We start from the raw sequence: 22958 nt of genomic DNA on the forward strand, positions 1-22958 counted from the left end.
AGCGTACGGCGTCACCGGGGCCCAGGGTTCAACCTGCCGTCGGCGCCTCGGGCTTTCCTGAAGGGCGTTCACGTGATCCCTGACGGGCGGGTCAGGGAACGGCAAGAGCTCGAAGCTCTGGTGTCCGCCCCGCGGGATGGGCTGAGCCGGGTCGTGCTGCTGCGCGGTGACGCCGGCAACGGGAAGGTCGCACCGCCCGCCGCCCAGCACAAGGCGCTCCGGGGGCGTGCGGGCTCGCCGACGGACCGCCGCCGGACCGGTTCCTGATGGGGCTCACCACCCTCACCCTCCTCGCGGAGATCGCCGTGCAGCTGTTCATCAGCGCGAGCACCGTCGACCACCGCCTGCGGAAGATCTTCCGGAAGCTCGATGTGCGGTCCCGGCGGCAGCTGAGGGAGACGCCCGGGCCCCGAGACAGGTCACGACTACGCGTTTCACGGGGTTCGGGGACACCGCCCGCCGGACGAGGATCGGTGGCGTCGGACAACGTCTCGCAGACGGGAGCGCTCCCATGCCGTACGTCACCGCAGCCGACGGGGCCGAGATCTTCTACAAGGACTGGGGACAGGGCCGCCCCGTGGTGCTCAGCCACGGCTGGCCGCTGAACTCCGACAGCTGGGAGGCCCAGCAGCTGTTCCTCGCCTCCCACGGCTTCCGTGTCATCGCGCACGACCGGCGCGGCCACGGCCGTTCCACGCAGACCTGGCACGGCAACGAGATGAACACCTACGCCGACGACCTCGCCACGCTGATCGACACGCTCGACCTGCGGGACGCGACGCTCATCGGCTTCTCCACCGGCGGCGGCGAGGTCGCCCGCTACGTGGGCCGGCACGGCACCGGCCGGCTCGCCCAGTTGGGGCTGGTCTCGGCCGTACCGCCGTTCATGCTCAAGACCGACGACAACCCCGGCGGTGTGCCGGTCGAGGTGTTCGACGGGATCCGCGCCGGTTCGCTCGCCGACCGGTCGCAGCTGTACCGGGATCTGGCCGACGGCCCGTTCTTCGGCAACAACCGGCCCGGCGCCGATGTCTCCCAGGGCACTCGGGACGCCTTCTGGCGGCAGGGGCTCCAGGCCGGGCACCGGGGCGCGTACGAGTGCATCGGGGCGTTCTCCGCGACCGACTTCCGCGCCGATCTGGACGCCTTCGACGTGCCCACGCTGGTGGTCCACGGCGACGACGACCAGGTCGTGCCCTTCGAGGTGGGCGGCAAGGCGTCGGCGGCCCGGATCAAGAACGCCACGCTGAAGGTCTACGCGGGCGCCCCGCACGGCATCACCGACACACACAAGGACCAGCTGAACGCCGACCTGCTGGACTTCCTCAACTCCTGACCCCGGAAGGAACTCCCCAGGCATGGTCTCCGAAAGCCAGTCCCGCCGCCGTGTCCTCGGCAGCCTCGTCGCCGCGGGCGGCGCCCTCGCCCTCGGCACGGCGGCGACACCCGCCTCGGCCGCCTCCGCCCCCTCCGGCACCAGAGCGACCGTCGTCCTCGTGCACGGCGTCTTCGCGGACGCCTCCGGCTGGAACGAGGTCTCCGCCCGGCTGCTCAAGGCGGGTCACGACGTCATCGCCCCGGCCAATCCGCTGCGCGACCTCGCCCAGGACGCGCAGTACATCTCATCCGTCGTCGCCACGCTCCCCGGCCCGGTCATCATGGTCGGCCACTCCTACGGCGGCGAGGTCATCACCAACTCGGCGCTCGCCAACCCGAACGTCAAGGCACTGGTGTACGTGGCCGCGTTCGCGCCCGACCAGGGCGAGACCGCGCTGGAGCTGGCGGGCAGGTTCCCCGGCAGCCAGTTGCCGGGCGCGCTGCTCACCCGGGCGTACCCGGTCCCCGGCAGCAGCGAGCCCGGCATCGACGGTTACATCGACCCGGCGAAGTTCCACGACGCCTTCGCCCAGGATCTCCCGCGCTCGCTGACCCGGGTGATGGCGGTGGCCCAACGCCCGGGAAGCGTCGGCGGGTTGGGCGCTCCCAGCGGCGCACCGGCGTGGAAGTCACTGCCGTCCTGGTACGTCGTCGCCGGCGCCGACCGGGTCATCCCGCCCGCGGCGCAGCGGTTCATGGCCGAGCGCGCCGGGAGCAGGGTCGTCGAGGTCAAGGGGGCCTCGCACGTCGTGATGATGTCGCACCCGGACGCCGTCGTCCGGCAGATCCGGGCCGCGCACCGCGCCATCCGCTGACATCTCCACGAAGGAGGAGCCATGAACGCTCCGGACACCATCGTCCTCATCCACGGCTTCTGGGTCACCCCACGGAGCTGGGAGCAGTGGTCCGCCCACTACGAGAAGCGCGGCTACCGCGTCCTCACCCCCGCCTACCCCGGCTTCGAGGTGGAGGTCGAGTCGCTCAACGCCGACCCGGCACCGATCGAGAAGGTGACGGTCCGACAGATCATCGACAGTCTGGAGTCGTTGGTCGGCGGCCTGGACCGACCACCCGTCCTGATCGGCCACTCGGCCGGGGGCGTCTTCGTCCAGCTCCTGCTCGACCGGGGGTACGGGGCGGCGGGCGTCGCCCTCAACTCGGCGCCCACGGAAGGCGTCGCGGTGGTGCCGCTGACCCAGATCAAGGCGGCGTTCCCGGTGCTGAAGAATCCGGCCAACCGGCATCGCGCGGTCGGTCTGACCTTCGAGCAGTGGCACTACGCCTTCACCAACACCTTCCCTGAGGAGGAGTCCCGCGCGCTGTACCAGCGGTACGCGGTGCCCGCGTCGGGGAGCATCTTCTGGGACAGCGCCCTCGCGACTTTGCGGCCCGGCCACCAGAGCACCTACGTGAACTACCACAACGACGACCGCGCACCCCTGTTGTTCGTCGCCGGTGAGCAGGACCATCTGATGCCACCGAAGGTGCAGCAGTCCAACGCCCGGCACTACAAGTCGAACACGGTCACCGAGGTCAAGGAGTACGCGGGCCGACCGCATCTGCTGCCCGCGGCGCCCGGCTGGGAGGAGGTCGCCGACTTCGCCCTCGACTGGGCCGTCTCGCACGCCAAGTAGCCCGCAGTCCGGGGCGGTTGCCGCGCACCGCCCCGGACCTCAGGAGGGGACCGTCTATGACCGAGATCCGCATCACGCACATCGGCGGTCCCACCACGCTGATCGAGGTCGGCGGGTGGCGGCTGCTGACCGACCCGACCTTCGATGCGCCCGGCCGCCGCTACTCCTTCGGCTGGGGCACCTCGTCGCGCAAGACCACGGGACCGGCCGTGGACCCGGCCGAACTCCCGCCGCTGGACGCGGTGTTGCTCACCCATGACCATCACGCCGACAACCTGGACACGGCCGGCCGCGCGCTGCTGCCGAGGGCGGACGTCGTACTGACGACACCGTCCGGGGCGCGGCGGCTCGGCGGCAACTCCCGTGGCCTGGACCCGTGGACGACCTGGCACCTGCAGTCCCCGGGCCGTCCGGCGATCGAGGTCACGGCCACCCCGGCCCGGCACGGCCCCCGGTTCCTCCGTCCGGTCGTCGGCGAGGTGACGGGGTTCGCGCTGCGCTGGGAGGGGCAGTCGCACGGCGCCCTGTGGATCTCGGGCGACACGGTCCTGTACGACGGGGTGCGCGAGGTCGCCCGTCGCGTGGACGTGGGAACGGCCGTGCTCCACCTGGGCGGTGTGGGTTTCCCGGTGACCGGCCCCGTCCGCTACACGATGACCGCGGCCCGGGCGGTCGAGCTGTGCCGCCTGCTGCGACCGCACTCCGTGCTGCCCGTGCACTACGAGGGCTGGTCGCACTTCCGCGAGGGCCGCCCCGCCGCCGAGAAGCTGCTCGCCGAAGGCCCGCCGGTGCACTGGCTGCCCCTCGGCACCCCGTGGCAGCTCACCGTCTGAGCAGCTCCAGCGCCCGCTCCCACCCGAACTCCTCCCCCGGCTCCCCCGCGAAGGGCGGCCCGAACCGCACCCCCATCCCGCGCAGCCGTATCAGGCTGTCCTGGTAAGCGGGATGACCGGCCAACGCGTCGGCCACACACGGCAGTACGGCGATGGGGACGCCGACCCCGGACGCCTCGCACAGGGTGCCCACGGCGAGGGTGTCGGCCAGCCCGGCCGCCCATTTGTTGACGGTGTTGAAGGTGGCGGGGGCGACGACCACCGCGTCCGGCGGCGGGAAGGGCCGCGGGTCAGCGGGGGTGCGCCAGGCGGAGCGGATCGGGCGGCCGGTCTGCCCCTCGACGGCGGCGGTGTCGAAGAATCCGTTCATCGCCACGGGCGTGGCGATAACTCCGACCTCCCAGCCCTCTTCCTGGGCGGCGGTGATCAGTTCGCCGACGCCGGCGGCGATCCCGGCGGCGCAGACGACGACGTAGAGGAAGGGTTTTCCGGCCTGTTCTGTCACCCGACGACCCTACTGAAGCGGGGAGTTCCGCCCGTGTTCGGCTTCGGGGCGCGGGCCGTGGATCCGGCGCTCCTTCTCCTCGATCGGTACGTCGTTGATGCTGGCCTCGCGCCGGGTCATCAGGCCGTGCTCGTCGAACTCCCAGAGCTCGTTGCCGTAACTGCGCCACCACTGGCCGGCGTCGTCCCGGCACTCGTACTGGAAGCGGACCGCGATGCGGTTGCCGTCGAAGGCCCACAGGTCCTTGCGCAGGGCGTACTCCTGCTCGCGTGCCCACTTCGCGGTGAGGAACCCGACGATCTCCGCGCGGCCGGTGACGAAGGTGCCGCGGTTGCGCCACACCGAGTCCTCGGAGTAGGCGAGCGCCACCTTGTGCGGGTCGCGGGTGTTCCAGGCGTCCTCGGCGGCCTGCACCTTGCGGGCCGCGGTCTCACGGGTGAACGGGGGCAGGGGCGGACGGTCGGTCATGTGGTCCTCCGTGAACAGCAGGGGAGAACGTGCGTTCTCCGTCTGCCTGCTACCGTAGGAGAACGCTCGTTCTCACGTCAAGGAGAGGCAAGGAGAGACCCGTATGGACAGCGCGACCGCCCGGGACCGGGCACTCGACGCCGCGGAGGAGCTGTTCTACGGACGCGGCATCCAGTCCGTCGGCATGGACGACATCCGGGCCGCCTCGGGGGTGTCGCTCAAGCGGCTCTACCAGCTCTTCCCGGCCAAGGAGCAGTTGGTGGTCGCCTATCTGGAGCGGCGCGACGAGCGCTGGCGCGGACGGCTCGCCGCGCAGGTGGAGCGGACCGAGGATCCACCGGAGCGGATCCTCGCCGTCTTCGACTGGCTGGAAGGGTGGTTCGGCGAGGACGGCTTCCGCGGCTGCGCGTGGATCAACTCCTACGGCGAGCTGGGCGCGACGTCGCAACCGGTGACGGCTCAGGTCGAGGCGCACAAGGCCGCGTTCCGGGACTACCTCGCCGCTCTGGTGGCGGACGCCGGGCTGCCCGGCGCGCTGGCCGGGCAGCTGTTCCTGCTGGCGGAGGGCGCCATGGTCACCGCGGGCATCACCCGAAGCACCGAGCCCGCGCGGGTGGCACGGGACGCGGCCGGGGTGCTGCTGAGCGCTACTCCACGCTGATCGCGCTCACCGGGCAGGCCCTCGCCGCCTCGCGGACCATCGGGTCGCCGCCGTCCTCCCGCCCCGGCAGGAGTTCGCTGAATCCGTCGTCGTCCTGGGTGAACACTCCCGGGGCGGCCAGCGCGCACTGCCCGGCCCCGATGCAGACGTCCCTGTCGATGTCGATGTGCATGGCCTTCAGCCTCTTACCAGGTCACGGGGAGTTCCAGCATCCCCTGGATGGTGTCGCCGGGCTTGAAGGGGATCTCCTGCGCGGGGGCGGCGAGGCGCAGCCCGGGCAGCCGGTGCAGGAGGGTGCGCAGGGCGATCTCCATCTCGGCGCGGGCCAGGTTCTGGCCGAGGCACTGGTGGATGCCGAAGCCGAACCCGACGTGGTGACGGGCGGACCGGTGCCAGTCGAGGGTGTCGGGGGCGGGGTAGACGCTCTCGTCGCGGTTGATGACGGAGGTCGAGAAGACGACTCCCTCCCCCGCCCGGATCGTCGTCCCGTCGAGTTCGATGTCCTCGACGGCCATCCGCAGCAGCCCGTCCGCGATCGACAGCAGCCGCATCAGCTCCTCGACGGCGGCGGGCAGCAGGTCCGGATCCGCCCGCAACTCGGCCAGCCGGTCGGGGTGCTGGAGGAGGGTGTAGGTGCCGAGCGAGATCATGTTGGCGGTGGTCTCGTGACCGGCGACCAGCAGGATGGTCGCCAGGGCGATCAGCTCTCCGCGGCCCAGGGTGCCGTCGTGGACGAGGTCGTCCAGTACGCCGTCGCCGGGCTCCGGGTCGCGCCGCTTGCGGTCGATCAGGTCCTCGAAGTAGGCGTCCAGCCGGTTCCGCGCGTCCAGGGTGTCGGCGGCCTTCGGCCCGCGCAGCAGCCGGCGTGACTGGCCCTCGAAGAACTCGTGGTCGGCGTACGGGACCCCGAGGAGGGCGCAGATCACCGTCGAGGGCACGGGCAGCGCGAAGGCGCTCACGAGTTCGGCGGGCGGCCCCTGTTCGATCATCGCGTCCAGCCGCTCGTCCACGATCCGCTGGATCCGCGGGCGCAGTCCGGCGGCGCGTTTGAGGGTGAAGGCGGGGATCATCCGGCGGCGCTGCGCGTGGTGCTCGGGGTCGTCGTAGCCCAGCAGCGCGGCCTTCCGGTCCTTCACCGCGGCGAAGCGTTCGGTGGGCGCCGGGAAGTCGGGGTGGGTGCGGTCGGTGGACAGGCGCTGGTCGGCGAGCAGGGCCCGGGCGAGGGCGTGTCCGGTCACCAGCCAGGCGGAACGGCCGTCGTAGAGCCGGATCCGGGTCAGCGGGCGGGCGGCGCGCAGGGGGTCGTAGGCGGTGGGCGGGTGGTAGGGGCAGGTCCGGTCCTGGGGGAAGGCGACGGGTTCCGTTTCCGTCATGGATGACCTCGCAGACGAAGGTGCCGTGCTGGTTCTCTGCCTGTCCTCATTGGATGCCCCGGGCATCTAGTTCTGGGACCGCAAGTTCGGCCAGATCCCCCGGATGCGCGATCTGGCCGGGGATCGACCCCGGTGCGGGAGTCCCGCCGGCCCCGCGAACCGGTAATTCGGTTGTCGCCCTCGCCCTGCCGCCCCCAGAATCCGGCCATGTCTACCTTCGATGCCCTGCTGCCGCCGACCGCCGCCGTCTCTCCGGTGCGGTTCCAGCAGCAGTCCCGCCGACCGTGGAGGCCGACGCTCCCGACGTCATGACCGGGGCGCTCGTCGCGGGGCTGATCGCGGGGTACGGCATCGCCGTGCCCGTCGGGGCGGTCGGGACCTATCTCGTCTCCCTCACCGCCCGTACGTCCCTGCGCACCGGTGTCTGCGCCGCGCTCGGCGTGGCCACGGCCGACGGGCTCTACGCCCTGCTGGCCACGCTCGGCGGTTCCGCCCTCGCCGCCGCGCTCCGGCCGGCGCTCGGACCACTGCGCTGGACCTCGGCCCTGCTGCTGCTCGTGCTGGCGGCACACGGCACGATCACGGCCGTACGCCACTACCGCGGCCGTCGGCTCGCCGCGCGCGCCGATGCACCGCCTCCGAGTCCCGCACGTGCCTATCTGGCACTGCTCGGGATCACCCTGCTCAACCCGACCACCGTGATCTACTTCGCGGCCCTGGTCCTCGGCACCCGCACGACGGAGTCCGTCTCGCCGCCGGCCCAGGCCGTGTTCGTCCTGGCGGCGTTCGTCGCGTCCGCGAGCTGGCAGCTGCTGCTGGCCGGGGGCGGTGCGCTGCTCGGCCGGCTGCTGACGGGCAGACGGGGGCGGCTGGTGACGGCGGTGGTGTCCAGCGGTGTGATCACGGGGCTGGCCGTGCAGATGATGCTGCCGCCGTGACGGTCACGGTGCGAAGGCCCGGGCGACGGCGAGGCTGTCCTCGTACACGTGATGCCGGACGATCAGACCGTCCTCGACGGTCAAGTGCAGGGCAAACCTGGCGCGATACGGCCGCCCTGTCGCCCGGGCGGTCTGCCGGATCTCGCCGAGGACCACGGCGTCGGCGCCGTCGACGAGGATGCGCTCGATCTCGGTGGCCGCCTCGCCGGGGAGGTGCTGGAGGGCCAGTTCGCGGTAGTGGGCCGCGGCGTCGGCCTGGGTGGAGCGGTGCCGGATCCATGGCGTGGCGGGGCGGCCGTGTTCGTCCTCGGGCCAGTTCAGCTTCCAGTCGCCGTGGTCGGCGTAGAGCTCGGCGATCCGCTCCGGGTCGCCCTGGCCGATCCGGCGCAGCAGTTCCTCGATCACGGCACGGGTCGTCGTCGCGGTGGTGGCGGTCATCGGTGATCCGTCCTCTCCTTCGGCCGGTTCCCACCGTGCCCGAGAGGGCCGGACCGCGGCGATTACCTCCGAGGTCATCGCCGGGGTCATGGAGTCCGTCCGGTCCCGGTCTCCGGAGCGGATGATTCCCGGGCGCCCCGGTGTTGACGATCGGTGTCAGTGAGCCGTACGACGACGATGGGACGGATGACATGCCTCTCGAGGGCGAGTACGAACCGAGTCCGACGGGGTGGGTGCGCGAGCAGGTGGAGCTGTACGAGAGCTCCGGCGGCACCGAGGGGACCACGCTGCGGGACACGGGAATGCCCGTCATTGTCCTGACCACCCTGGGGGTCAGGAGCGGCAAGATCCGCAAGACGCCGCTGATGCGGGTGGAGCACGGCGGCCGGTACGCCGCGGTCGCCTCGCTGGGCGGGGCGCCCAAGCACCCGGTCTGGTACCACAACGTCAAGGCCGAGCCCCGGGTGGAGCTCCAGGACGGCGCGGAGAAGCGGGACATGACCGCCCGTGAGGTCACCGGCGCGGAGAAGGCCGAGTGGTGGGAGCGGGCGGTCGCCGCCTTCCCGCCGTACGCCGACTACCAGACGAAGACGGACCGGGAGATCCCGGTCTTCGTGCTCGAACCGGTCGACGGGGACTGACCCGGACCGGCCGGAGGGTGCCGGTGCGGGCGGGCGTTCCCGGCTCCGGGGAAAAATCTTGTTCCGGGGACGCATGAAGCTCCGGCCGCCGGGCACCTGAGGCTCAGGCCCCGCCGCGCTCCCCCGTCGCGGCGGGGCTTTCCTCTGCCTCCCGGGCCGGGCGGTCGGTGATGTCCAGGAAGATCTGGTCGGCCTCGGGGAAGGTGTGGGCGACGGACCGCTTGATCCGGACGGCGACCTCCTCGACCCGTTCGCTGTCGATGCCCGGCACCAGGTCGACCCGCGCGGCCACCAGGTACGACTCCAGCCCGGTCTGCATCGTGAACAGCGCCTCCACGCTGTCGATCTCGGGCTGTGCCGCCAGCAGCTCCCGGATCCGGCCGCTGGTCCGGGGGTCTGCGGCCGCGCCGATCAGCTGGTCGCGGGCGTCGCGGCCCAGCCGGTAGGCGACGTAGACGAGCAGTGCCCCGATCGCCAGCGAGGCGGACGCCTCCCACACGACCTCCCCGGTGACCATGTGCAGGGCCATGCCCGTCGCGGCGAGGGTCACGCCGAGCACCGCCGTGCCGTCCTCGGCGACCACCGTGCGCAGCGCCGGGTCGCGCAGACCGCCGTCGGTACCGCCCTGCCGGCGCATCTGGTGGAGGGCCCGCGCCAGGGACGCACCCTCCGCGAGGAAGGCGACCCCGAGCACGATCAGGCCCGCGACGTACCCGCTGAGCTCCTCCTCGGCGCCGTTTCGCAGCGCCTCGATGCCCTGGAAGAAGGAGAAGCAGCCGCCCATGACGAAGATGCCGACCGCGGCCAGCAGCGACCAGAAGTAGCGCTCCTTGCCGTATCCGAACGGATGGCGTCTGTCGGCGGGGCGGCGGCTGCGGCGCAGCGCGGCGAGGAGGAAGACCTCGTTGAGGCTGTCGGCGACGGAGTGGGCCGCCTCCGACAGCAGGGCCGGCGAGTGGGCGAGCAGGCCGCCGACCGCCTTGGCGACCGCGATCACCAGGTTGGCCGCGAGCGCCACCAGCACGGTGACCCTGGTCCGCCGGTCCGCCTTCTTCTCCGTGGGTGTCCCGCTCACCTCCGCCGACTGCCCCCGGCGAGGCGGCTCACACGCCGAATTCTGGGAACGCGGTGTGCAGGACCGCGCCGCCCGGTGTGCGGGACCGCGCCCCGCGCGGCCCGGGCACCGCGGCCGGGCAAACACCCGCGCAGACAGGAGGAACCCATGAGCGGCGGCAACCGCGCATACGGCAACGAGACGTTCCGCCGGTCCAAGGCCCACTTCACGGACCGGATCACCGCGGACGGCCGCGACGGCTGGCCGGTGGAGGCGGGACGCTACCGGCTGGTGGTCAGCCGGGCCTGTCCATGGGCGAGCCGTTCCCTCGTCTCCCGGCGGCTGCTCGGCCTGGAGGACGCCCTGTCGCTGGCCGTCGCGGACCCGATCCAGGACGACCGCAGCTGGCGTTTCACCCTCGATCCGGACGGCCGCGACCCGGTCCTCGGCATCCGCTACCTCAGCGAGGCGTACGACCGGCGCGAGCCCGGCCATCCCGGCGGGGTGAGCGTGCCCGCGGTCGTGGACGTGCCGAGCGGGCGGCTGGTCACCAACGACTACCAGCAGCTCACCCTGGACCTCGCCACCGAGTGGACGGCCCTGCACCGCGACGGCGCCCCTGACCTGTATCCGAGGGAGCTGCGCGACGAGATCGACGCGCTCATGACGGACGTCTACGAGGACGTCAACAACGGGGTGTACCGGGCGGGGTTCGCCACCGGGCAGGAGGAGTACGAGGAGGCGTGTGCGGGGGTCTTCCGGCGGCTGGAGCTGCTGACGCCGCGGCTGGCGGGGCAGCGGTATCTGGTCGGCGACACGATCACCGAGGCGGACATCCGGCTCTTCACCACGCTGGTCCGCTTCGACGCCGTCTACCACGGCCACTTCAAGTGCAACCGCTGGAAACTGACGGAGAACCCGGTGCTGTGGGCGTACGTCCGCGACCTCTATCAGACGCCCGGCTTCGGTGACACCGTCGACTTCGACCACATCAAACGGCACTACTACCAGGTGCACTCCGGCATCAATCCGACCGGCATCGTGCCGCTCGGGCCGGACCTGGCGGGCTGGCTCACCCCGCATCACCGCGAGGAGCTGGGCGGCCGGCCGTTCGGCGACGGGACACCGCCGGGCCCGCCGCCGGACCGGAACTGAACGGCACCGACTCAGGATCAGGAGACGTACATGGCCAAGAACAAGAAGAAGCTGAAGCTCCCCCTCGCCTACAAGCCCGTCGGGTTCGTGCTGGGCTGGTCGAGCGGGTGGCTGGCGGGGCTCGCCTTCCAGAAGACGTGGAAGGTGATACGGCACGAGGACGACGCACCCGACGCGCTGGACCGGGACCGCGGCTGGGGCGAGGTCCTGCTGGCCGCTGCCGTCCAGGGTGCCATCTTCGCGGTGGTGCGCAGCGCGGTGGACCGTACGGGTGCGAAGGCCATCGAACGCTCCACCGGCGTCTGGCCGGCCGACGACAAGTCCGGCCGGGACTGAGAGCGCGGCCGGTCGGGGGGAGGTGCTCCCCCCGACCGGCGTCCGAGCGGAGTCTCAGCCCTGTTTGGGGGCCGTGGACGGGACACGGCGCAGGGTGAAGGAGTGGCCCGCCGGGTCGGCGTAGCCGCGTTCCTCGAACGGGCCCGAGGCGTCCTTCGTGTCGAGCGGGCGTCCGCCGAGGCCGACGACCTTGCGCTCGGCCTCGTCCAGGTCGTCGACGACGAAGTCGAGGTGGGCCTGGAGGGAGTTCTCGGGGCGCGGCCAGCTCGGCGGCGTCGCGTTCACGTCCCGGCGGAAGGCCAGCCGGGTTCCCTGGGCGCCCTGGATCTCCACGCGGTTGGCGCTCGCGTCGGTCTCCTCGGCCTCCAGCAACTCCTTGTAGAACACGGCGAGCTGCTCCGGCTCGGCACAGTCGAGCACCACGACGCCCGCTTTCACCAGTGCCATGTCTCCTCCGAACGGTCCGGGGCGCGGGACGTTCCTGTCCCGCCGCCCTGTACCTCCCGGATATCCCGAACCGCCCGCTTCACTCCGCGACCAGCCACTTCCCGTCCCGCATCAGCTCCCGCCCGGCCAGCTCGTTCGCCTCCCGCCAGGCCTGCACCCTGGTCGGCCGGACCCTGAAGTACAGGTAGGGCGTGGCGAGTTCACGCGGTTCGAAACCGGTGGCGGCCGCGAACCGGTCGGCCTCCTCCTCGCCCAGCTCGGCAGGCGTGTACGTCTCGACCGTGCCCTCGATCATCACGACGTCCCGGGTCGGCCCGAGCCCGAGCCGTGTCCTGCCGGTGGCCCGGAGATTGCGTCCGGTGGGGCTGGTGGCCGGGGTGGCGAGGAGCAGCGTGGAGCCGTCCCAGAAGAAGGACAGCGGCACGAGGAACGGGACTCCCCCCTCGGCGTTCGCGGTGGCGACCCAGACGTCCGCGTCGTTCTCCAGACGGTTCAGGGTGTCCTGCATGCGCTGCTCGGCGGGGCGTGCGGGCGGGTTGGTCATGGGTGAACGGCCTCCTGTCGGGGCGGTGTTGACGGCTGTGTCCAGTGTGACCTCGCGATGTCCCGTCAGGCACGGATCTCCGCGAGCCGCGCCGCCGCCGCGGCGAGCAGCATGTCGAGGGCGGCCGGATAGGAGCTGCGCGGCATGTCCGCCACGAGGTGGCGGGCCGTCGCGGCGATGTGCGGATGGGTCTCGGCGGGCAGCCGGGCGTACGTCGCCCGCCACACGGCCCGTTCGGCCTCGCGGGCGGGTCTCGGCAGCGCGGTGCTCGCCGAGTCGAGGGCGGCGAAGGCGAGGGCCTGGTCGACGAAGGCGTGGTAGATCCGCACCGCGTCGGCGTCGGGGAAACCCGCGTCGCGCAGGACGCCGATGATCGTCTCCACGGCCTGGATCTCGTGGCCGCGGCCGGTGACCCGGTGCGAGCTGAGGACCGCCGCCCGGGGGTGGGCGAGCGCGCCCGTGTGCATCCGCAGGCCGAGGTCGCGCAGATCGGCGCGCCAGTCCCCGGTGGGCCGCCAGATCCGCAGGGTCCGGCCGATGAGCTCGTCGGCGACGGCCAGCATCAGGTCGTCGGTGTGCCGGAAGTAGCGGTACAGCGAGCTGGGATCGGCGCCGAGCGCGCGGCCCAGCCGCCGGACCGAGAGGGCGTCGGCGCCGTGCTCCTCGATCAGCCTCAGGGCCGTCTCGACGATCAGTTCCTCGGAGAGCACGACGCCCTGTTTGGTGGGGCGCCTGCGGCGCCGGGCGGCGGGTGCGACGACACGGTCGGTCAAGGCTGCCTCCTGGAGCCGGGGGGCCGGTGGCGGGGGCCAGGGGCCGGTGCCCGGTGGCCGCACCTTATGACAACACCGTTGACCTGTTAACCCCCAGGACAGTTTCATGTCGCCTCACCGGGGCCGACCAGGCCCCCAGGTGCGAGCGGAGAACCGCCCATGTCCGACCACGCTCCCTCTTCAGGGCCCAGCCTGCGCAAGTCCCTCGGTGTCCTGGACGGCGTCGCCATCGCCGCCTCCAGCACGGCCGCGACCACCAGCATCGGCATCGGCCTGGGTGTGACCGCCGGTGTCGTGGGCCTGCATCTGCCGGCGATCATGCTGCTGGCGTTCCTGCCGGTGCTCGGCATCGCGGGCGCCTACTCCCGCCTCAACCGCGTGGAGCCCAACGCGGGCAACGGCTATGTCTGGGTGGGCCGCTCGCTCAACCCGTGGCTCGGCTTCATGGTCGGCTGGGTGAACATCGTGGCGACGGTGGCCTTCCTCGCCTACACCACCGCCGTCACCGGCTCCGCCCTGATCCAGCTGGCCGGTGACGCCGGGCTCCACCGCCTCGGCGGCCTCACGCTCGACCCAGGCTCCACCGCCCAGACCACCGCGCTCGGCGTCTTCGTCCTGGTCGCGGTCACGATCACCGCCGTCACGGGGGTGCGGACCGCGGCCCGGCTCCAGGGCGGACTGCTGGTCTTCGAGTACGTCGTCCTGCTGGGCTTCTGCGGCTACGGCATCGTCACCGGCCCGCATCCCTTCAGCCTGAGCTGGTTCGACCCGTTCGCGATCCCCTCGGCGACGGCCCTCGCGCAGGGCCTGCTGCTGTCGGTGTTCTGCTACTGGGGGTTCGAGAGCGCCTTCAGCGTCTCGGAGGAGGTCCGCGACCCCCGGGACGCCTCCCGGGCCGGCCTCACCACCCTGATCACCATGCTGGTGCTGTTCCTCATCGGCTCGGTCGCCTTCCAACGCGTGCTGTCCGAGGAGGAGCTGGCCGGTCACGGCGCCGAGGGGCTGGCCTTCTTCGGTGACCGGCTGGCCTCGCAGCCACTGGCCGCGCTTCCCCTGGTGGCGCTGATGTTCTCGGCGGTCGCCTCGCTGCAGGCCGGGGTGATCCCGACGGCCCGGTCGATGTTCGCGATGAGCCGGGACCGTACGCTCGGGCCGGTGTGGTCCAAGGTCAGCCCCCGGTACGGGACTCCCGCCGCCGGAACCGTGCTGATCGGCACGCTCGCGGCCGCCGTCGCGGCGCTCGCCCTGGTCATCCCGCGACTGGCGGACATGATCATGGCGACGGTGAGCGCGGTCGGCATCGTGGTCGCCCTGTCGTACTCCCTGACGGCCCTCGCGGCGGCCGTGCGCTTCCGGTCGCTGCTGCGCGAGGACTGGCGGCAGGGGATCCGGGCCGTGGTGCTGCCCACGCTGAGTGCGCTCGCGCTGCTCGGGCTCGGCGGCTATCTCGGCTGGTCCTTCTACACCTCCACCGACCACTTCGAACTCCGGGCGGACAACGGCTGGTTCCTGCTGAGCACCCCGCTGGCGATGATCGCGTCGGGCTTCGTGGCCGCCGCGTGGGCCAGGTGGGTGCGCAGGTCGCCCTACTTCCGCACCGGCAAGGGCACGGACGCCGACGCGCCGCAGCTCCTCGCCACCTCTCGATGACCCCTCAGGAAACGGACCATGTACGCAGACCTCATCTTCACCGGTGGCCCCGTCCTCACCCCCGAGGGCCGTACGGCCACCTCGGTCGCCGTCACCGGCGAGCGCGTCACCGCAGTGGGACACGACGAGGTCCTGGACCTCGCGGGACCGCGCACCGAAGTCGTCGACCTGGCCGGACGGTTGCTCCTGCCCGGTTTCCAGGACGCGCACATCCATCCGGTGCCCGCCGGTCTGGAGCTCACCCAGTGCGACCTGACCGGCGCAAGGACGGCCGGGGAGACCCTCGCCGCCGTGCGCGCCTACGCCGACGCGCATCCGGAACGGGAGTGGATCACCGGCGGCGGCTGGTCGATGGAGGCCTTCGAGGGCGGTACGCCGACCAAGGAGCTGCTGGACGCCGTCGTACCCGGCCGGCCGGTCTATCTGCCCAACCGCGACCATCACGGCGCCTGGGTGAACAGCCGCGCCCTGGAACTCGCCGGCATCACGCGCGACACGCCCGACCCGGCCGACGGGCGGATCGACCGGGACGGCTCGGGCACACCCAGCGGCACGCTCCAGGAAGGCGCGATGCAGCTCGTCGGGCGTCTCACTCCCCCGGCCACACCCGCCGACCGGCTCGCCGCCCTCCTGCACGCGCAGCGCCATCTGCACTCGCTCGGCATCACGGCCTGGCAGGACGCGCTGGTGGGCTCCTTCCTCGGCATGGACGACCCGTCGCAGGCGTATCTGACGGCCGCCCGGGACGGCTCGCTCACCGCGCGCGTCGTCGGCTCGCTGTGGTGGGACCGGGAGCGCGGGGCCGAGCAGATCCCCGAACTCGTGGAGAAGCGGGCCGCGCTCAGCCATGGCCGGTTCCGGGCGGGGACGGTGAAGCTGATGCTGGACGGGGTCGCCGAGACCGGTACGGCCGCGCTGCTCGACCCGTATCTGGACAAGTGCGGCTGCGCCACCGCCAACCGGGGCACGAGCTTCATCGACCCGGAACAACTGCCCAAGTACGTCACCGAGTTGGACGCGCTCGGCTTCCAGTGCCACTTCCACGCCCTCGGCGACCGCGCCGTACGCGACGCGCTGGACGCGATCGAGGCCGCACGCACCGCCAACGGACCGAGCGACACGCGACCCCACCTGGCACATCTTCAGGTCGTGCACCCCGCGGACGTACCGCGTTTCGCCCGGTTGGGCGCCACGGCCAACATCCAGCCGCTGTGGGCCGCGCACGAGCCCCAGATGGACGAGCTGACCATTCCGTTCCTGGGTCCCGAACGGGCCTCGTGGCAGTACCCGTTCGGTGCGCTGCTGCGCTCGGGCGCCACACTCGCCGCGGGCAGCGACTGGCCGGTGAGCAGCCCCGATCCGCTGGAGGGCATCCATGTCGCGGTCAACCGGGTGACACCGGACAGCGACGGCGCGCCGGTGTTCCTGCCCGCCGAACGCCTGGGACTCGCCGAGGCGTTGACCGCGTACACGGCGGGCTCGGCCTATGTGAACCATCTCGACGACACCGGCCGGGTGCGCGCCGGGGCGCTGGCGGATCTCGTCGTCCTGGACCGCGATCCGTTCGCGATTGCGCCCGAGGCGATCGCGGAGACCCGCGTCGCCCTGACGTACGTGGGGGGCGCGCGAGTATACGCAGCTCAAGAGGCATGAGCAGTAACGGACATCACGGTCGGGTCACGGTGTAGATCATTTACGCTCTGGGAAGTCTCGTTCCGCTTCTCGCTTCAACTTTCGTACGCCGAAGCGGAGTTCGAGTGCGTGCGTGGGGGGTTCTGCGCGCCGTTTCCCGAAAGGAACCACATGCCTCACACCGTCACTCACGCCGCCAGTGGTGTTCCGACGGAGGAGGCGGGGCACATCCTGGCCCGCCTCTTCCTGGAACGTGTCAAGGGGATCACGGAGGAGTACCGAAGTTGCCAGAGCGCCGCCGAACAGCGGCTGGACGCGCTCCGATCCGGCCGCTCCGGGACCACGCTCCGTGTCGAGGGGGCCTTCCGGCTGGCGCAGCCCGCGTTCCTGCCTCCCGACGAGGAGGGCTACGCGAGGTTGCGGCACCTCGACGCCAACCTGCGGACGATCGAGTCGGCCTTCCCCCAGATCGGCACCGACGCCGAGCTGTGCCGGCTGACCTGCCTGATGCTGGAGGGGGCTTGGCGCAGCCGGGCGCTCGCCCCGCCCCCCGAGGTGGAGCAGTCAGCCGCCTGTGACTGCGCTCTGTGCCGCCGAATACCCACGCCCCCCGCCCGCACCCTGGGTGACTACGGCTGGCGGCAGAGCGCCGGCCGTCCCCTCACCGTCAAGACCTGGCCGTACCGCCGGGAACTCGACAGCGTGCTGACCGGCGGCTGGTCCTGGACCCGGCAGATGAACGACCTCGAACGGGACCTGGGCCACCGTCACCGCTTCGAGGACGACATCCTCGTCTTCCACGAGTACAAACGCGTGATCGACACCATCGACACCGCGCGCCTCACCCGGCATGCCGAAGGCCGTCTGGCCGAGAACTTCAGCACCAACAGCGCGCGGGCTCTCGTCAGCGGCCTGTTCGCGGCCCACAAGCGAGCCGTCGACGAGTACTGGCTCCAGCAGCACGCCTCGGGCCGCGTCACGCTCCCCCAGAGCAACCCGCTCGACCAGAGCACCTACTCGATCCTGCAGATGCTGGACTGTCTGTTCTGGCACGTCGCACCCGACGGCGAACTCTGGCAGGAGGAGAACCTCGCCTCCCTGCTGCTGTGCCGGGTCATCGACGACATGACCGACGTCCGGGCCGACGCCCTCACCGGTGAGATCAGCAACTTCTGGCTCGCCGACATGCCCACCCACACCAAGGCCCTCTACGCCGCCTGCGCGATAGCCCTCGTCAAGTACGGCTGCATGCCCGAGGCGCACGACTCGATGTGGAACACCTGGCTGATGACGACCACCATCGTGTGGATGGGGCTCACCGGCCGCCACGCCCTGTGGTTCGACGGCATCACCCAGGGTCTCCCGCCGACCGACGACTGCCCGCTGTGCGACCTGCAGCCCAACCCCTGCACCGGCATCCTCACAAGCGGCACCACGCTCACCCTCGCACCGCGGGCCGCCGTACCGGCACTGAGCCCCCGGGCCGCCGAGCTGTCCGCGCTGTGCCGGGCCCGGTTCCCCGAGACCTGGCCCCTGTTCGACGCCGAGCTCCATGCCTTCGAGGCACTGCACGGCCCCTGGTACGGCAACGTCGACAGCGCGTGGGAGATCCTGCGCCGCACCTACGTCGCCGCCGTGGAGGCGTCCCGCGCCGCACCGTCGAAGGACCGCGCTCGTGAGGTCCAGCAGGACGCCGGTGTGGTGGGCTCCGAGAAGTTCCACACCCTGCACGACCCGCGGACCGGGCGCGAGGACACCGCACTGCTCGCCTACATGTTCGCCGGCGCGCACCCGCACTTCCTCTGGAACGCCACGGGATACCGTCCGACGGGCGTCGAAGGCGACTGGCTCGACGGCTGACGGCCCGGCCCCGACCGCACACCCCAAGTGGACCGCTGTCCGGCCGGGATCCCGGCCGGACAGCGGTCCACTGGGGTCGCTAGACGGCGAACTCGACCGGCAGGCTGTCCAGCCGGGACTCCCAGGTGGAGGCGGTCGAGGAGAGTTCCTCCGGCGGCAGGGCCAGACGCAGGCCCGGCAGCCGGTGCAGCAGTACGTCCACGCCGATCTCGATGATGGACTGGCCGATGCTCTGCCCCGGGCACTCGTGCGGTCCGGAACTGAACGCCAGGTGCGACTGGTTGCCCTGTACGGCGACGCCCGCGTCCGGCCGTACCTCCGGGTCGAGGTTGCCTGCGGCCAGCCCCAGGACGAGCATCTCGCCCTCCTGGATGTGATGGCCCCCCAGCTCCAGGTCGGAGGCCGCGAACCGGCCCGGCAGCACGGCCAGCGGCGGGGTGTCCCACATGACCTCCTCCACCACCGAGGAGACGGTCAGCTGACCGCTGACCAGACCGGACAGCCGGCCCGTGTCGGTCAGGACCGACTGCAGGACGCGGGCCAGCAGGTTGCTCGTGGTGGTGTGCGCGGCGATCAGCACCAGCCGCAGATGGCTGACGACCTCGTCGTGGTCGAGGCCGGCCGGGTGCTCCAGCAGGGCCGTGGTGAAGTCGGAGCCCGGCTCGGACCGCTTGCGCTCGGCGAGTTCCGAAAGGATCTGCATGATCTGGCCGTTGGCCTCCAGCGCGCCCTCGCCTCCCTTGAAGACCTGGGCGCACGCCTCGACCAGGTGTTGGCCGTCGGCCGAGGGGAGGCCCAGGATCCGGGTGAGCACGAGCATCGGCAGGTGCTCGGCGTACTCGGCCACCAGGTCGGCACGCCCGGTGTCGGCGAACGCGTCGATCTGCTTGTTCGCGAAGAACGTGGCATGCCGCCGCACACCACGGCTGGACGCCGCGAGCAGCCCGTCGGTGACCGCGCCCCGCAGCCGGCGGTGCGGTTCGCCGTCCTGGGAGACGCAGTCGGGCCGCCAGCCGACCATCGGAATCAGCGGGTGCGTCTCCGGGATCTGTCCCTCCCGCCAGTCCCGCCAGATCCGCGCGTCCCGGCTGAACTGGCGCGGATTGTCCAGCACCCGCCGGTTGTCGCGGTAGCCGAGCACCAGCCAGGCGGGGACGTCGCCCTCGAGCAGCACCGGCGCCACGGACCCGTGCTCCTTGCGCAGCCGCTCGTAGATGCCGTACGGGTCCGTCGACGCCTCGGGACCGAACAGCCGCGTGAGGTCGGCCCCGTGGGCGACCGGGCAGCCGCGCGGGGTGTCGGGATCGTTTAAGGGCTGGTCGTTCATCGGGACTCCAGTGCGACGGCAGAGCGGTCCTTCAGGTGACGTATCAGCGCGACGAGCACATCGCGGCTGGAGGCCCGGTCGCGGGCGTCGCAGGCCACGACCGGGATGTGCTCGGGGATGTCGAGGGCGTCGCGGATCTCCTCGACCGGATAGTCCTTGGAGTCGGGGAAGACGTTCAGCGCCACGACGAACGGGACGTCCTGCCGCTCCATCTCCTCGATGGCCCGGAAGCTGGAGGCGAGGCGCCGGGTGTCGACCAGCACGATCGCGCCGAGCGCGCCCTTGAACAGCCCGTTCCACAGGAACCAGAACCGCTCCTGGCCCGGGGTGCCGAACAGGTACAGCATCAGGCTGTCGTTGAGGCTGATCTTGCCGAAGTCCAGGCTGACGGTGGTCTCGGTCTTCTCGGCGACCCCGATCAGATGGTCGACGTCGACGCTGGCCTGGGTGAGGGTCTCCTCGGTGGTCAGCGGCTTGATGTCGCTCACGGAGCGGACCAGGGTGGTCTTCCCGGTGCCGAAGCCGCCGGCGATCATCACCTTCACCGAACGGGGGCCGGACCCGCCGGGCCGGCCCGGCTGGTCAAAGCCTTTCAAGTCCACTGAGTACCTCCTCAAGGAGCGCGAGGTCGGGCCCGCGACCGGCGCCGTGCGCCGGGATGGGGTCACGGGCTTCGACGCGACCTGCCTCGAGCAGATCCGTGAGCAGCACCGCGAGAATGTTGAAGGGCAGTCCGAGATGGGCACCTAGCTCGGCCACCGACAGCGGATCACGGCAGCGCCGGAGGATGTCCTCGTGCTCGTGCTGCATGCCCGGAACGGGGGCGGCCAGGGAGACGATGAGAGTCGCCACGTCAAGACTCGACGCCGAACCGCCCGGTCCGCTGCGCCCCCCGGTGAGGACGTAGTAACGCTCGAGACCGGACGGGTCCGTGGGCCGGCGGGGAGCACTCATCCAGAGTGCTCCTCCAGGCGCGGAGTGGTGCCGAGGAGCTCGCCCATCCTGCGGGCCAGGTCTCGCATCTGGTGTCCGAGGAGCCCCTGGTCGAGGCCCTCGCGGGCGAGCACACCGAGGTAGGTCTCCACGCCCGCGCGGACGACGAAGAGGTGACCGCCGTCGACTTCGATCATCGCCAGGCGCAGCTGCCCCGCGTACTTGGGGAACTGCTCCGCGACGGGCTGGGCCAGCGCCTGCAGCCCGGCCACCACCGCCGCGAAGCGGTCCACGTCGTCGGGGTCCTCGGCGCCGAAGGAGGTGATGGCCTTGCCGTCACTCGAGGCCACGAGGGCGAAACGGATCTCCGGGATGGACTCCACCAGATCGCGGAGCGCCCAGCTCACGTCGGTTCCCTGTTGCGTCATGTGGACTAGTCGCTCTCTTCAGTGCGGTGCTCGGTGGACTCGCGGCCGTCGGACGTGCCGGTCGCCTCGTCGGACTCGCGTCCGGCGGTGGCGAAGGCTGCCAGGCCGGCGAAGGACGCGTCCGGCGGGACGGCGGCGACGGTGGTCTCCGTGGTCCGCTCGGCCGGCTGCTGCCGGTGCTCCTCACCGCGTTTGCTGCGGCGCCGGGGCAGTCCGCCGGGGGTCGTGTCCACAGTTTCGATCGTCACCTCCGGGGTCTCCGGAGTCTCCGGGATCTCCGGAGCCGGTTCCCTGACGGGGGCGGTCGTGGCCGCCTGCACCACCGGTGCCGCGGTGGGCAGCGGGCTGAAGTACTTGTGCGGGACCACCACGACCACCGAGGTGCCGAGCCAGGGCGAGTCCGCGAAGGTGACGCGGATGCCGTAGCGTCGGGCGAGGATGCCGACAACCCTGAGGCCGATGGTGGCGTCCTCGGTGACGCCGCCGAGTCCCGGTCCGCCTGCGGTGCCGGAGAGGGCGTGCTCGGCCTCGCGCTTCTTCTCCTCGCTCAGGCCCTTGCCGGAGTCCTGGATCTCGATGCCGACCCCGTTGGGCACCTCCTTGCCGGAGACGACCACCGGTTCGGTGGGCGGCGAGTAGCGGGCGGCGTTGTCCAGCAGATGCGCGAAGATCAGCGTCAGGTGGTCCACCAGACCGCCGTCGACGCCGAGTTCGGGCAGATGGCGTACGTCGACCCGGTGGAAGTCCTTGATCCGGCCGATGCCGCCGCGGACCACGCTGAGCAGTCGCTGCGGCTCCTGCCACTGGCGGCCGGGACGGTCCGAGCCGCCCAGCACGCCGATGCTGGCGGCGAGACAGTCGGCGGGGCCGATCTCCTGGTCGAGCTCCATCAGACCGCGCGCGACGGCGGGCAGCCGTCCGTGCTCGCCCTGCATCTCGTGCAGCCGGCCACGGAGCTTGCTGGTCAGCACGTGGATACGGTTGCCGATGCTGATCACGGCCTGCTCGGCCGAGGTGGACCGGTCGAATTCCTGCTCGACGGCGATCAGCGAGGTCCGCAGGACCTTGCGCAGCTCGGCCTGGAGCTCCGAGCTCACCTTGGCGCACTGGTTGGCGGCCGGCAGCAGGTCGTCGATGGCGTCACCGGCGCGCAGTTGCTCCAGCGCCTCGGGCAGCTGCTCGTCGGCGAGCCGGGCGACCGCGGACAGCTGGTGGGCCAGCTGCTCCTCCCAGATCGCGGTCCGGTCGGCGAGCTGGGCCTCGTAGGAGGCGGCCTGGTCGGCCAGCCGCTCCTCGTACGCCCGGGACTGCTCGGCGAGCTGCGTCTCGTAGCCGGAGGTCTGCTCGGCCAGTTGCGCCTCATAGGCGGCGGACTGTTCGGCGAGCCGGGAGTCCTGGGCGGCGTGCTCGGCGGCGAACTTCCGTTCCAGACCGGCCACATGCTGCTGCCACTGCTGGGAGTGCTCGGCCTGCGAGGCGCGGAAGCCGCTCTCGGCCTGGTGCAGCTGCTTGCGGGTGCGGACCAGGAGCCGGACGCAGACCGAACTCGCCGCGGTCGCGGCAGCTCCGGCCACGGCCGCGGTTATCCGCTCCGAGCTCATGAACGTGGCGGCAACCGTCCCGCCTCCTAAGGCCAGCGGCATCAACCACCAGCTGTACCAGGCGACAGGGGCCCGCGCCGCCGGGGGCGGAGTGGCGAGTTCCATCTGCATCCTTCGAAGCAACACGATCGAACAGGGGGGGTGTGCAAGGGGGAAGCGCACTGAACAGAACGCACCGCGAAGGGACCGATTGCGATCGAGTCAACTCGCAGCGCCGGAGGGGAGCTTATCGGGTTTGAACCCGAAAGGATCAACCGCCTGGTCCGGCGGAGGTGAGGGTTCCGTCACTCTCAGCCAGTAAACGAACATCGACAAATCCCCATACTGACCAGCACAGTTGTGAAAACGGA

At 71.4% G+C, this 22958-nt stretch carries 28 protein-coding genes; 14 read left to right on the forward strand and 14 right to left on the reverse strand.

The genetic code is table 11. The features are described from left to right. The first annotated feature begins 72 nt into the window (after nt 1-72). Genes PH203_RS33780 through PH203_RS33805 form a run of 6 tightly spaced genes read left to right on the forward strand, consistent with a single transcriptional unit; the run spans nt 73 to nt 3844 of the window. Nucleotides 73-267, forward strand: a complete 195-nt coding sequence (locus PH203_RS33780) for a hypothetical protein (protein WP_289925035.1) — start codon at nt 73-75, stop codon at nt 265-267. Beyond that, a complete protein-coding gene (locus tag PH203_RS33785) occupies nt 267-605 on the forward strand; it encodes a helix-turn-helix transcriptional regulator (protein ID WP_289925036.1) in 339 nt (112 codons plus the stop codon). The genes PH203_RS33780 and PH203_RS33785 overlap by 1 nt, the downstream gene beginning before the upstream one ends. Then, complete coding sequence (locus PH203_RS33790) at nt 512-1336, forward strand: alpha/beta hydrolase (RefSeq protein WP_289925039.1); 825 nt, start codon at nt 512-514, stop codon at nt 1334-1336. Before PH203_RS33785 ends, PH203_RS33790 begins: the two co-directional genes overlap by 94 nt. Before the next feature lie 22 nt (nt 1337-1358). Further along, complete coding sequence (locus PH203_RS33795) at nt 1359-2192, forward strand: alpha/beta fold hydrolase (protein WP_289925040.1); 834 nt, start codon at nt 1359-1361, stop codon at nt 2190-2192. 21 nt (nt 2193-2213) lie between these two features. After that, the gene (locus PH203_RS33800; RefSeq protein WP_289925041.1) at nt 2214-3011 is read left to right on the forward strand and encodes an alpha/beta hydrolase; all 798 of its coding nucleotides are present in this window, start codon (nt 2214-2216) and stop codon (nt 3009-3011) included. Nucleotides 3012-3067: 56 nt separating this feature from the next. Next, nucleotides 3068-3844, forward strand: coding sequence for an MBL fold metallo-hydrolase (locus PH203_RS33805; RefSeq protein ID WP_289925042.1), 777 nt, complete (start codon nt 3068-3070; stop codon nt 3842-3844). On the opposite strand, the gene PH203_RS33810 is transcribed toward PH203_RS33805, so the two are convergent. Further along, nucleotides 3834-4349: a flavoprotein gene (locus PH203_RS33810; protein ID WP_289925044.1), complete on the reverse strand. Its 516-nt coding sequence runs from the start codon at nt 4347-4349 to the stop codon at nt 3834-3836. The two genes, PH203_RS33805 and PH203_RS33810, sit on opposite strands and share 11 nt — an antisense overlap. A 9-nt stretch (nt 4350-4358) precedes the next feature. Next, the gene (locus PH203_RS33815) at nt 4359-4817 is read right to left on the reverse strand and encodes a nuclear transport factor 2 family protein (RefSeq protein WP_289925046.1); all 459 of its coding nucleotides are present in this window, start codon (nt 4815-4817) and stop codon (nt 4359-4361) included. 103 nt (nt 4818-4920) lie between these two features. Here PH203_RS33815 and PH203_RS33820 point away from each other — a divergent pair, with 103 nt between their 5' ends. After that, entirely contained in the window at nt 4921-5478 is a 558-nt protein-coding gene (locus PH203_RS33820) for a TetR/AcrR family transcriptional regulator (RefSeq protein ID WP_289925047.1), read from the forward strand. Here the strand turns inward: PH203_RS33820 and PH203_RS33825 are convergent. Both PH203_RS33825 and PH203_RS33830 read right to left on the reverse strand, forming a co-directional pair. After that, a complete protein-coding gene (locus PH203_RS33825; protein WP_289925048.1) occupies nt 5465-5650 on the reverse strand; it encodes a ferredoxin in 186 nt (61 codons plus the stop codon). The genes PH203_RS33820 and PH203_RS33825 overlap by 14 nt on opposite strands. Before the next feature lie 13 nt (nt 5651-5663). Further along, complete coding sequence (locus PH203_RS33830; protein WP_289925051.1) at nt 5664-6851, reverse strand: cytochrome P450; 1188 nt, start codon at nt 6849-6851, stop codon at nt 5664-5666. A gap of 308 nt (nt 6852-7159) precedes the next feature. On the opposite strand from PH203_RS33830, the gene PH203_RS33835 reads away from it, so the two are divergent. Continuing rightward, complete coding sequence (locus tag PH203_RS33835; RefSeq protein ID WP_289925316.1) at nt 7160-7789, forward strand: LysE family transporter; 630 nt, start codon at nt 7160-7162, stop codon at nt 7787-7789. A gap of 3 nt (nt 7790-7792) precedes the next feature. On the opposite strand, the gene PH203_RS33840 is transcribed toward PH203_RS33835, so the two are convergent. Continuing rightward, nucleotides 7793-8227 (reverse strand): nuclear transport factor 2 family protein, encoded by a 435-nt coding sequence (locus PH203_RS33840; protein WP_289925053.1) that lies wholly within the window; start codon nt 8225-8227, stop codon nt 7793-7795. Nucleotides 8228-8418: 191 nt separating this feature from the next. On the opposite strand from PH203_RS33840, the gene PH203_RS33845 reads away from it, so the two are divergent. Then, nucleotides 8419-8868 (forward strand): nitroreductase family deazaflavin-dependent oxidoreductase, encoded by a 450-nt coding sequence (locus tag PH203_RS33845; protein ID WP_289925055.1) that lies wholly within the window; start codon nt 8419-8421, stop codon nt 8866-8868. Nucleotides 8869-8971: 103 nt separating this feature from the next. Here PH203_RS33845 and PH203_RS33850 read toward each other — a convergent pair whose 3' ends face one another. Beyond that, on the reverse strand, nt 8972-9943 hold the full coding sequence (locus tag PH203_RS33850; protein ID WP_289925058.1) for a cation diffusion facilitator family transporter: 972 nt from the start codon (nt 9941-9943) through the stop codon (nt 8972-8974). A gap of 147 nt (nt 9944-10090) precedes the next feature. Here PH203_RS33850 and PH203_RS33855 point away from each other — a divergent pair, with 147 nt between their 5' ends. Beyond that, nucleotides 10091-11077: a glutathione S-transferase C-terminal domain-containing protein gene (locus PH203_RS33855; RefSeq protein ID WP_289925059.1), complete on the forward strand. Its 987-nt coding sequence runs from the start codon at nt 10091-10093 to the stop codon at nt 11075-11077. Nucleotides 11078-11107: 30 nt separating this feature from the next. Then, complete coding sequence (locus PH203_RS33860) at nt 11108-11413, forward strand: DUF4235 domain-containing protein (protein ID WP_289925060.1); 306 nt, start codon at nt 11108-11110, stop codon at nt 11411-11413. Between the two features lie 54 nt (nt 11414-11467). Here PH203_RS33860 and PH203_RS33865 read toward each other — a convergent pair whose 3' ends face one another. The 3 genes from PH203_RS33865 to PH203_RS33875 form a co-directional block, all read right to left on the reverse strand. Then, nucleotides 11468-11860, reverse strand: a complete 393-nt coding sequence (locus PH203_RS33865; RefSeq protein WP_289925061.1) for a VOC family protein — start codon at nt 11858-11860, stop codon at nt 11468-11470. 79 nt (nt 11861-11939) lie between these two features. Further along, entirely contained in the window at nt 11940-12404 is a 465-nt protein-coding gene (locus tag PH203_RS33870; protein ID WP_289925062.1) for a pyridoxamine 5'-phosphate oxidase family protein, read from the reverse strand. Between the two features lie 65 nt (nt 12405-12469). After that, nucleotides 12470-13177 (reverse strand): TetR/AcrR family transcriptional regulator, encoded by a 708-nt coding sequence (locus PH203_RS33875; RefSeq protein WP_289925063.1) that lies wholly within the window; start codon nt 13175-13177, stop codon nt 12470-12472. Nucleotides 13178-13336: 159 nt separating this feature from the next. On the opposite strand from PH203_RS33875, the gene PH203_RS33880 reads away from it, so the two are divergent. The 3 genes from PH203_RS33880 (at nt 13337) to PH203_RS33890 (ending at nt 18319) form a co-directional block, all read left to right on the forward strand. Next, complete coding sequence (locus tag PH203_RS33880) at nt 13337-14827, forward strand: APC family permease (protein ID WP_289925066.1); 1491 nt, start codon at nt 13337-13339, stop codon at nt 14825-14827. 18 nt (nt 14828-14845) lie between these two features. Then, complete coding sequence (locus PH203_RS33885; RefSeq protein ID WP_289925067.1) at nt 14846-16480, forward strand: amidohydrolase; 1635 nt, start codon at nt 14846-14848, stop codon at nt 16478-16480. Between the two features lie 150 nt (nt 16481-16630). After that, complete coding sequence (locus tag PH203_RS33890; protein WP_289925069.1) at nt 16631-18319, forward strand: hypothetical protein; 1689 nt, start codon at nt 16631-16633, stop codon at nt 18317-18319. 79 nt (nt 18320-18398) lie between these two features. Here PH203_RS33890 and PH203_RS33895 read toward each other — a convergent pair whose 3' ends face one another. Genes PH203_RS33895 through PH203_RS33915 form a run of 5 tightly spaced genes read right to left on the reverse strand, consistent with a single transcriptional unit; the run spans nt 18399 to nt 22713 of the window. Continuing rightward, nucleotides 18399-19646 carry a cytochrome P450 gene (locus PH203_RS33895; RefSeq protein ID WP_289925070.1) on the reverse strand — a complete coding sequence of 416 codons (1248 nt, stop codon included), beginning with the start codon at nt 19644-19646 and terminating at the stop codon, nt 18399-18401. Further along, entirely contained in the window at nt 19643-20248 is a 606-nt protein-coding gene (locus tag PH203_RS33900) for an ATP/GTP-binding protein (protein WP_289925071.1), read from the reverse strand. The genes PH203_RS33895 and PH203_RS33900 overlap by 4 nt, the downstream gene beginning before the upstream one ends. After that, nucleotides 20229-20600 carry a DUF742 domain-containing protein gene (locus PH203_RS33905; protein WP_232648597.1) on the reverse strand — a complete coding sequence of 124 codons (372 nt, stop codon included), beginning with the start codon at nt 20598-20600 and terminating at the stop codon, nt 20229-20231. The genes PH203_RS33900 and PH203_RS33905 overlap by 20 nt, the downstream gene beginning before the upstream one ends. Beyond that, nucleotides 20597-21007 (reverse strand): roadblock/LC7 domain-containing protein, encoded by a 411-nt coding sequence (locus PH203_RS33910; protein ID WP_030043913.1) that lies wholly within the window; start codon nt 21005-21007, stop codon nt 20597-20599. The genes PH203_RS33905 and PH203_RS33910 overlap by 4 nt, the downstream gene beginning before the upstream one ends. 5 nt (nt 21008-21012) lie before the next feature. After that, entirely contained in the window at nt 21013-22713 is a 1701-nt protein-coding gene (locus PH203_RS33915; protein ID WP_289925079.1) for an ATP-binding protein, read from the reverse strand. Between the last annotated feature and the right edge of the window lie 245 nt (nt 22714-22958).

Source organism: Streptomyces sp. S.PB5, from assembly GCF_030403745.1.
Taxonomy (GTDB): Bacteria; Actinomycetota; Actinomycetes; order Streptomycetales; family Streptomycetaceae; genus Streptomyces.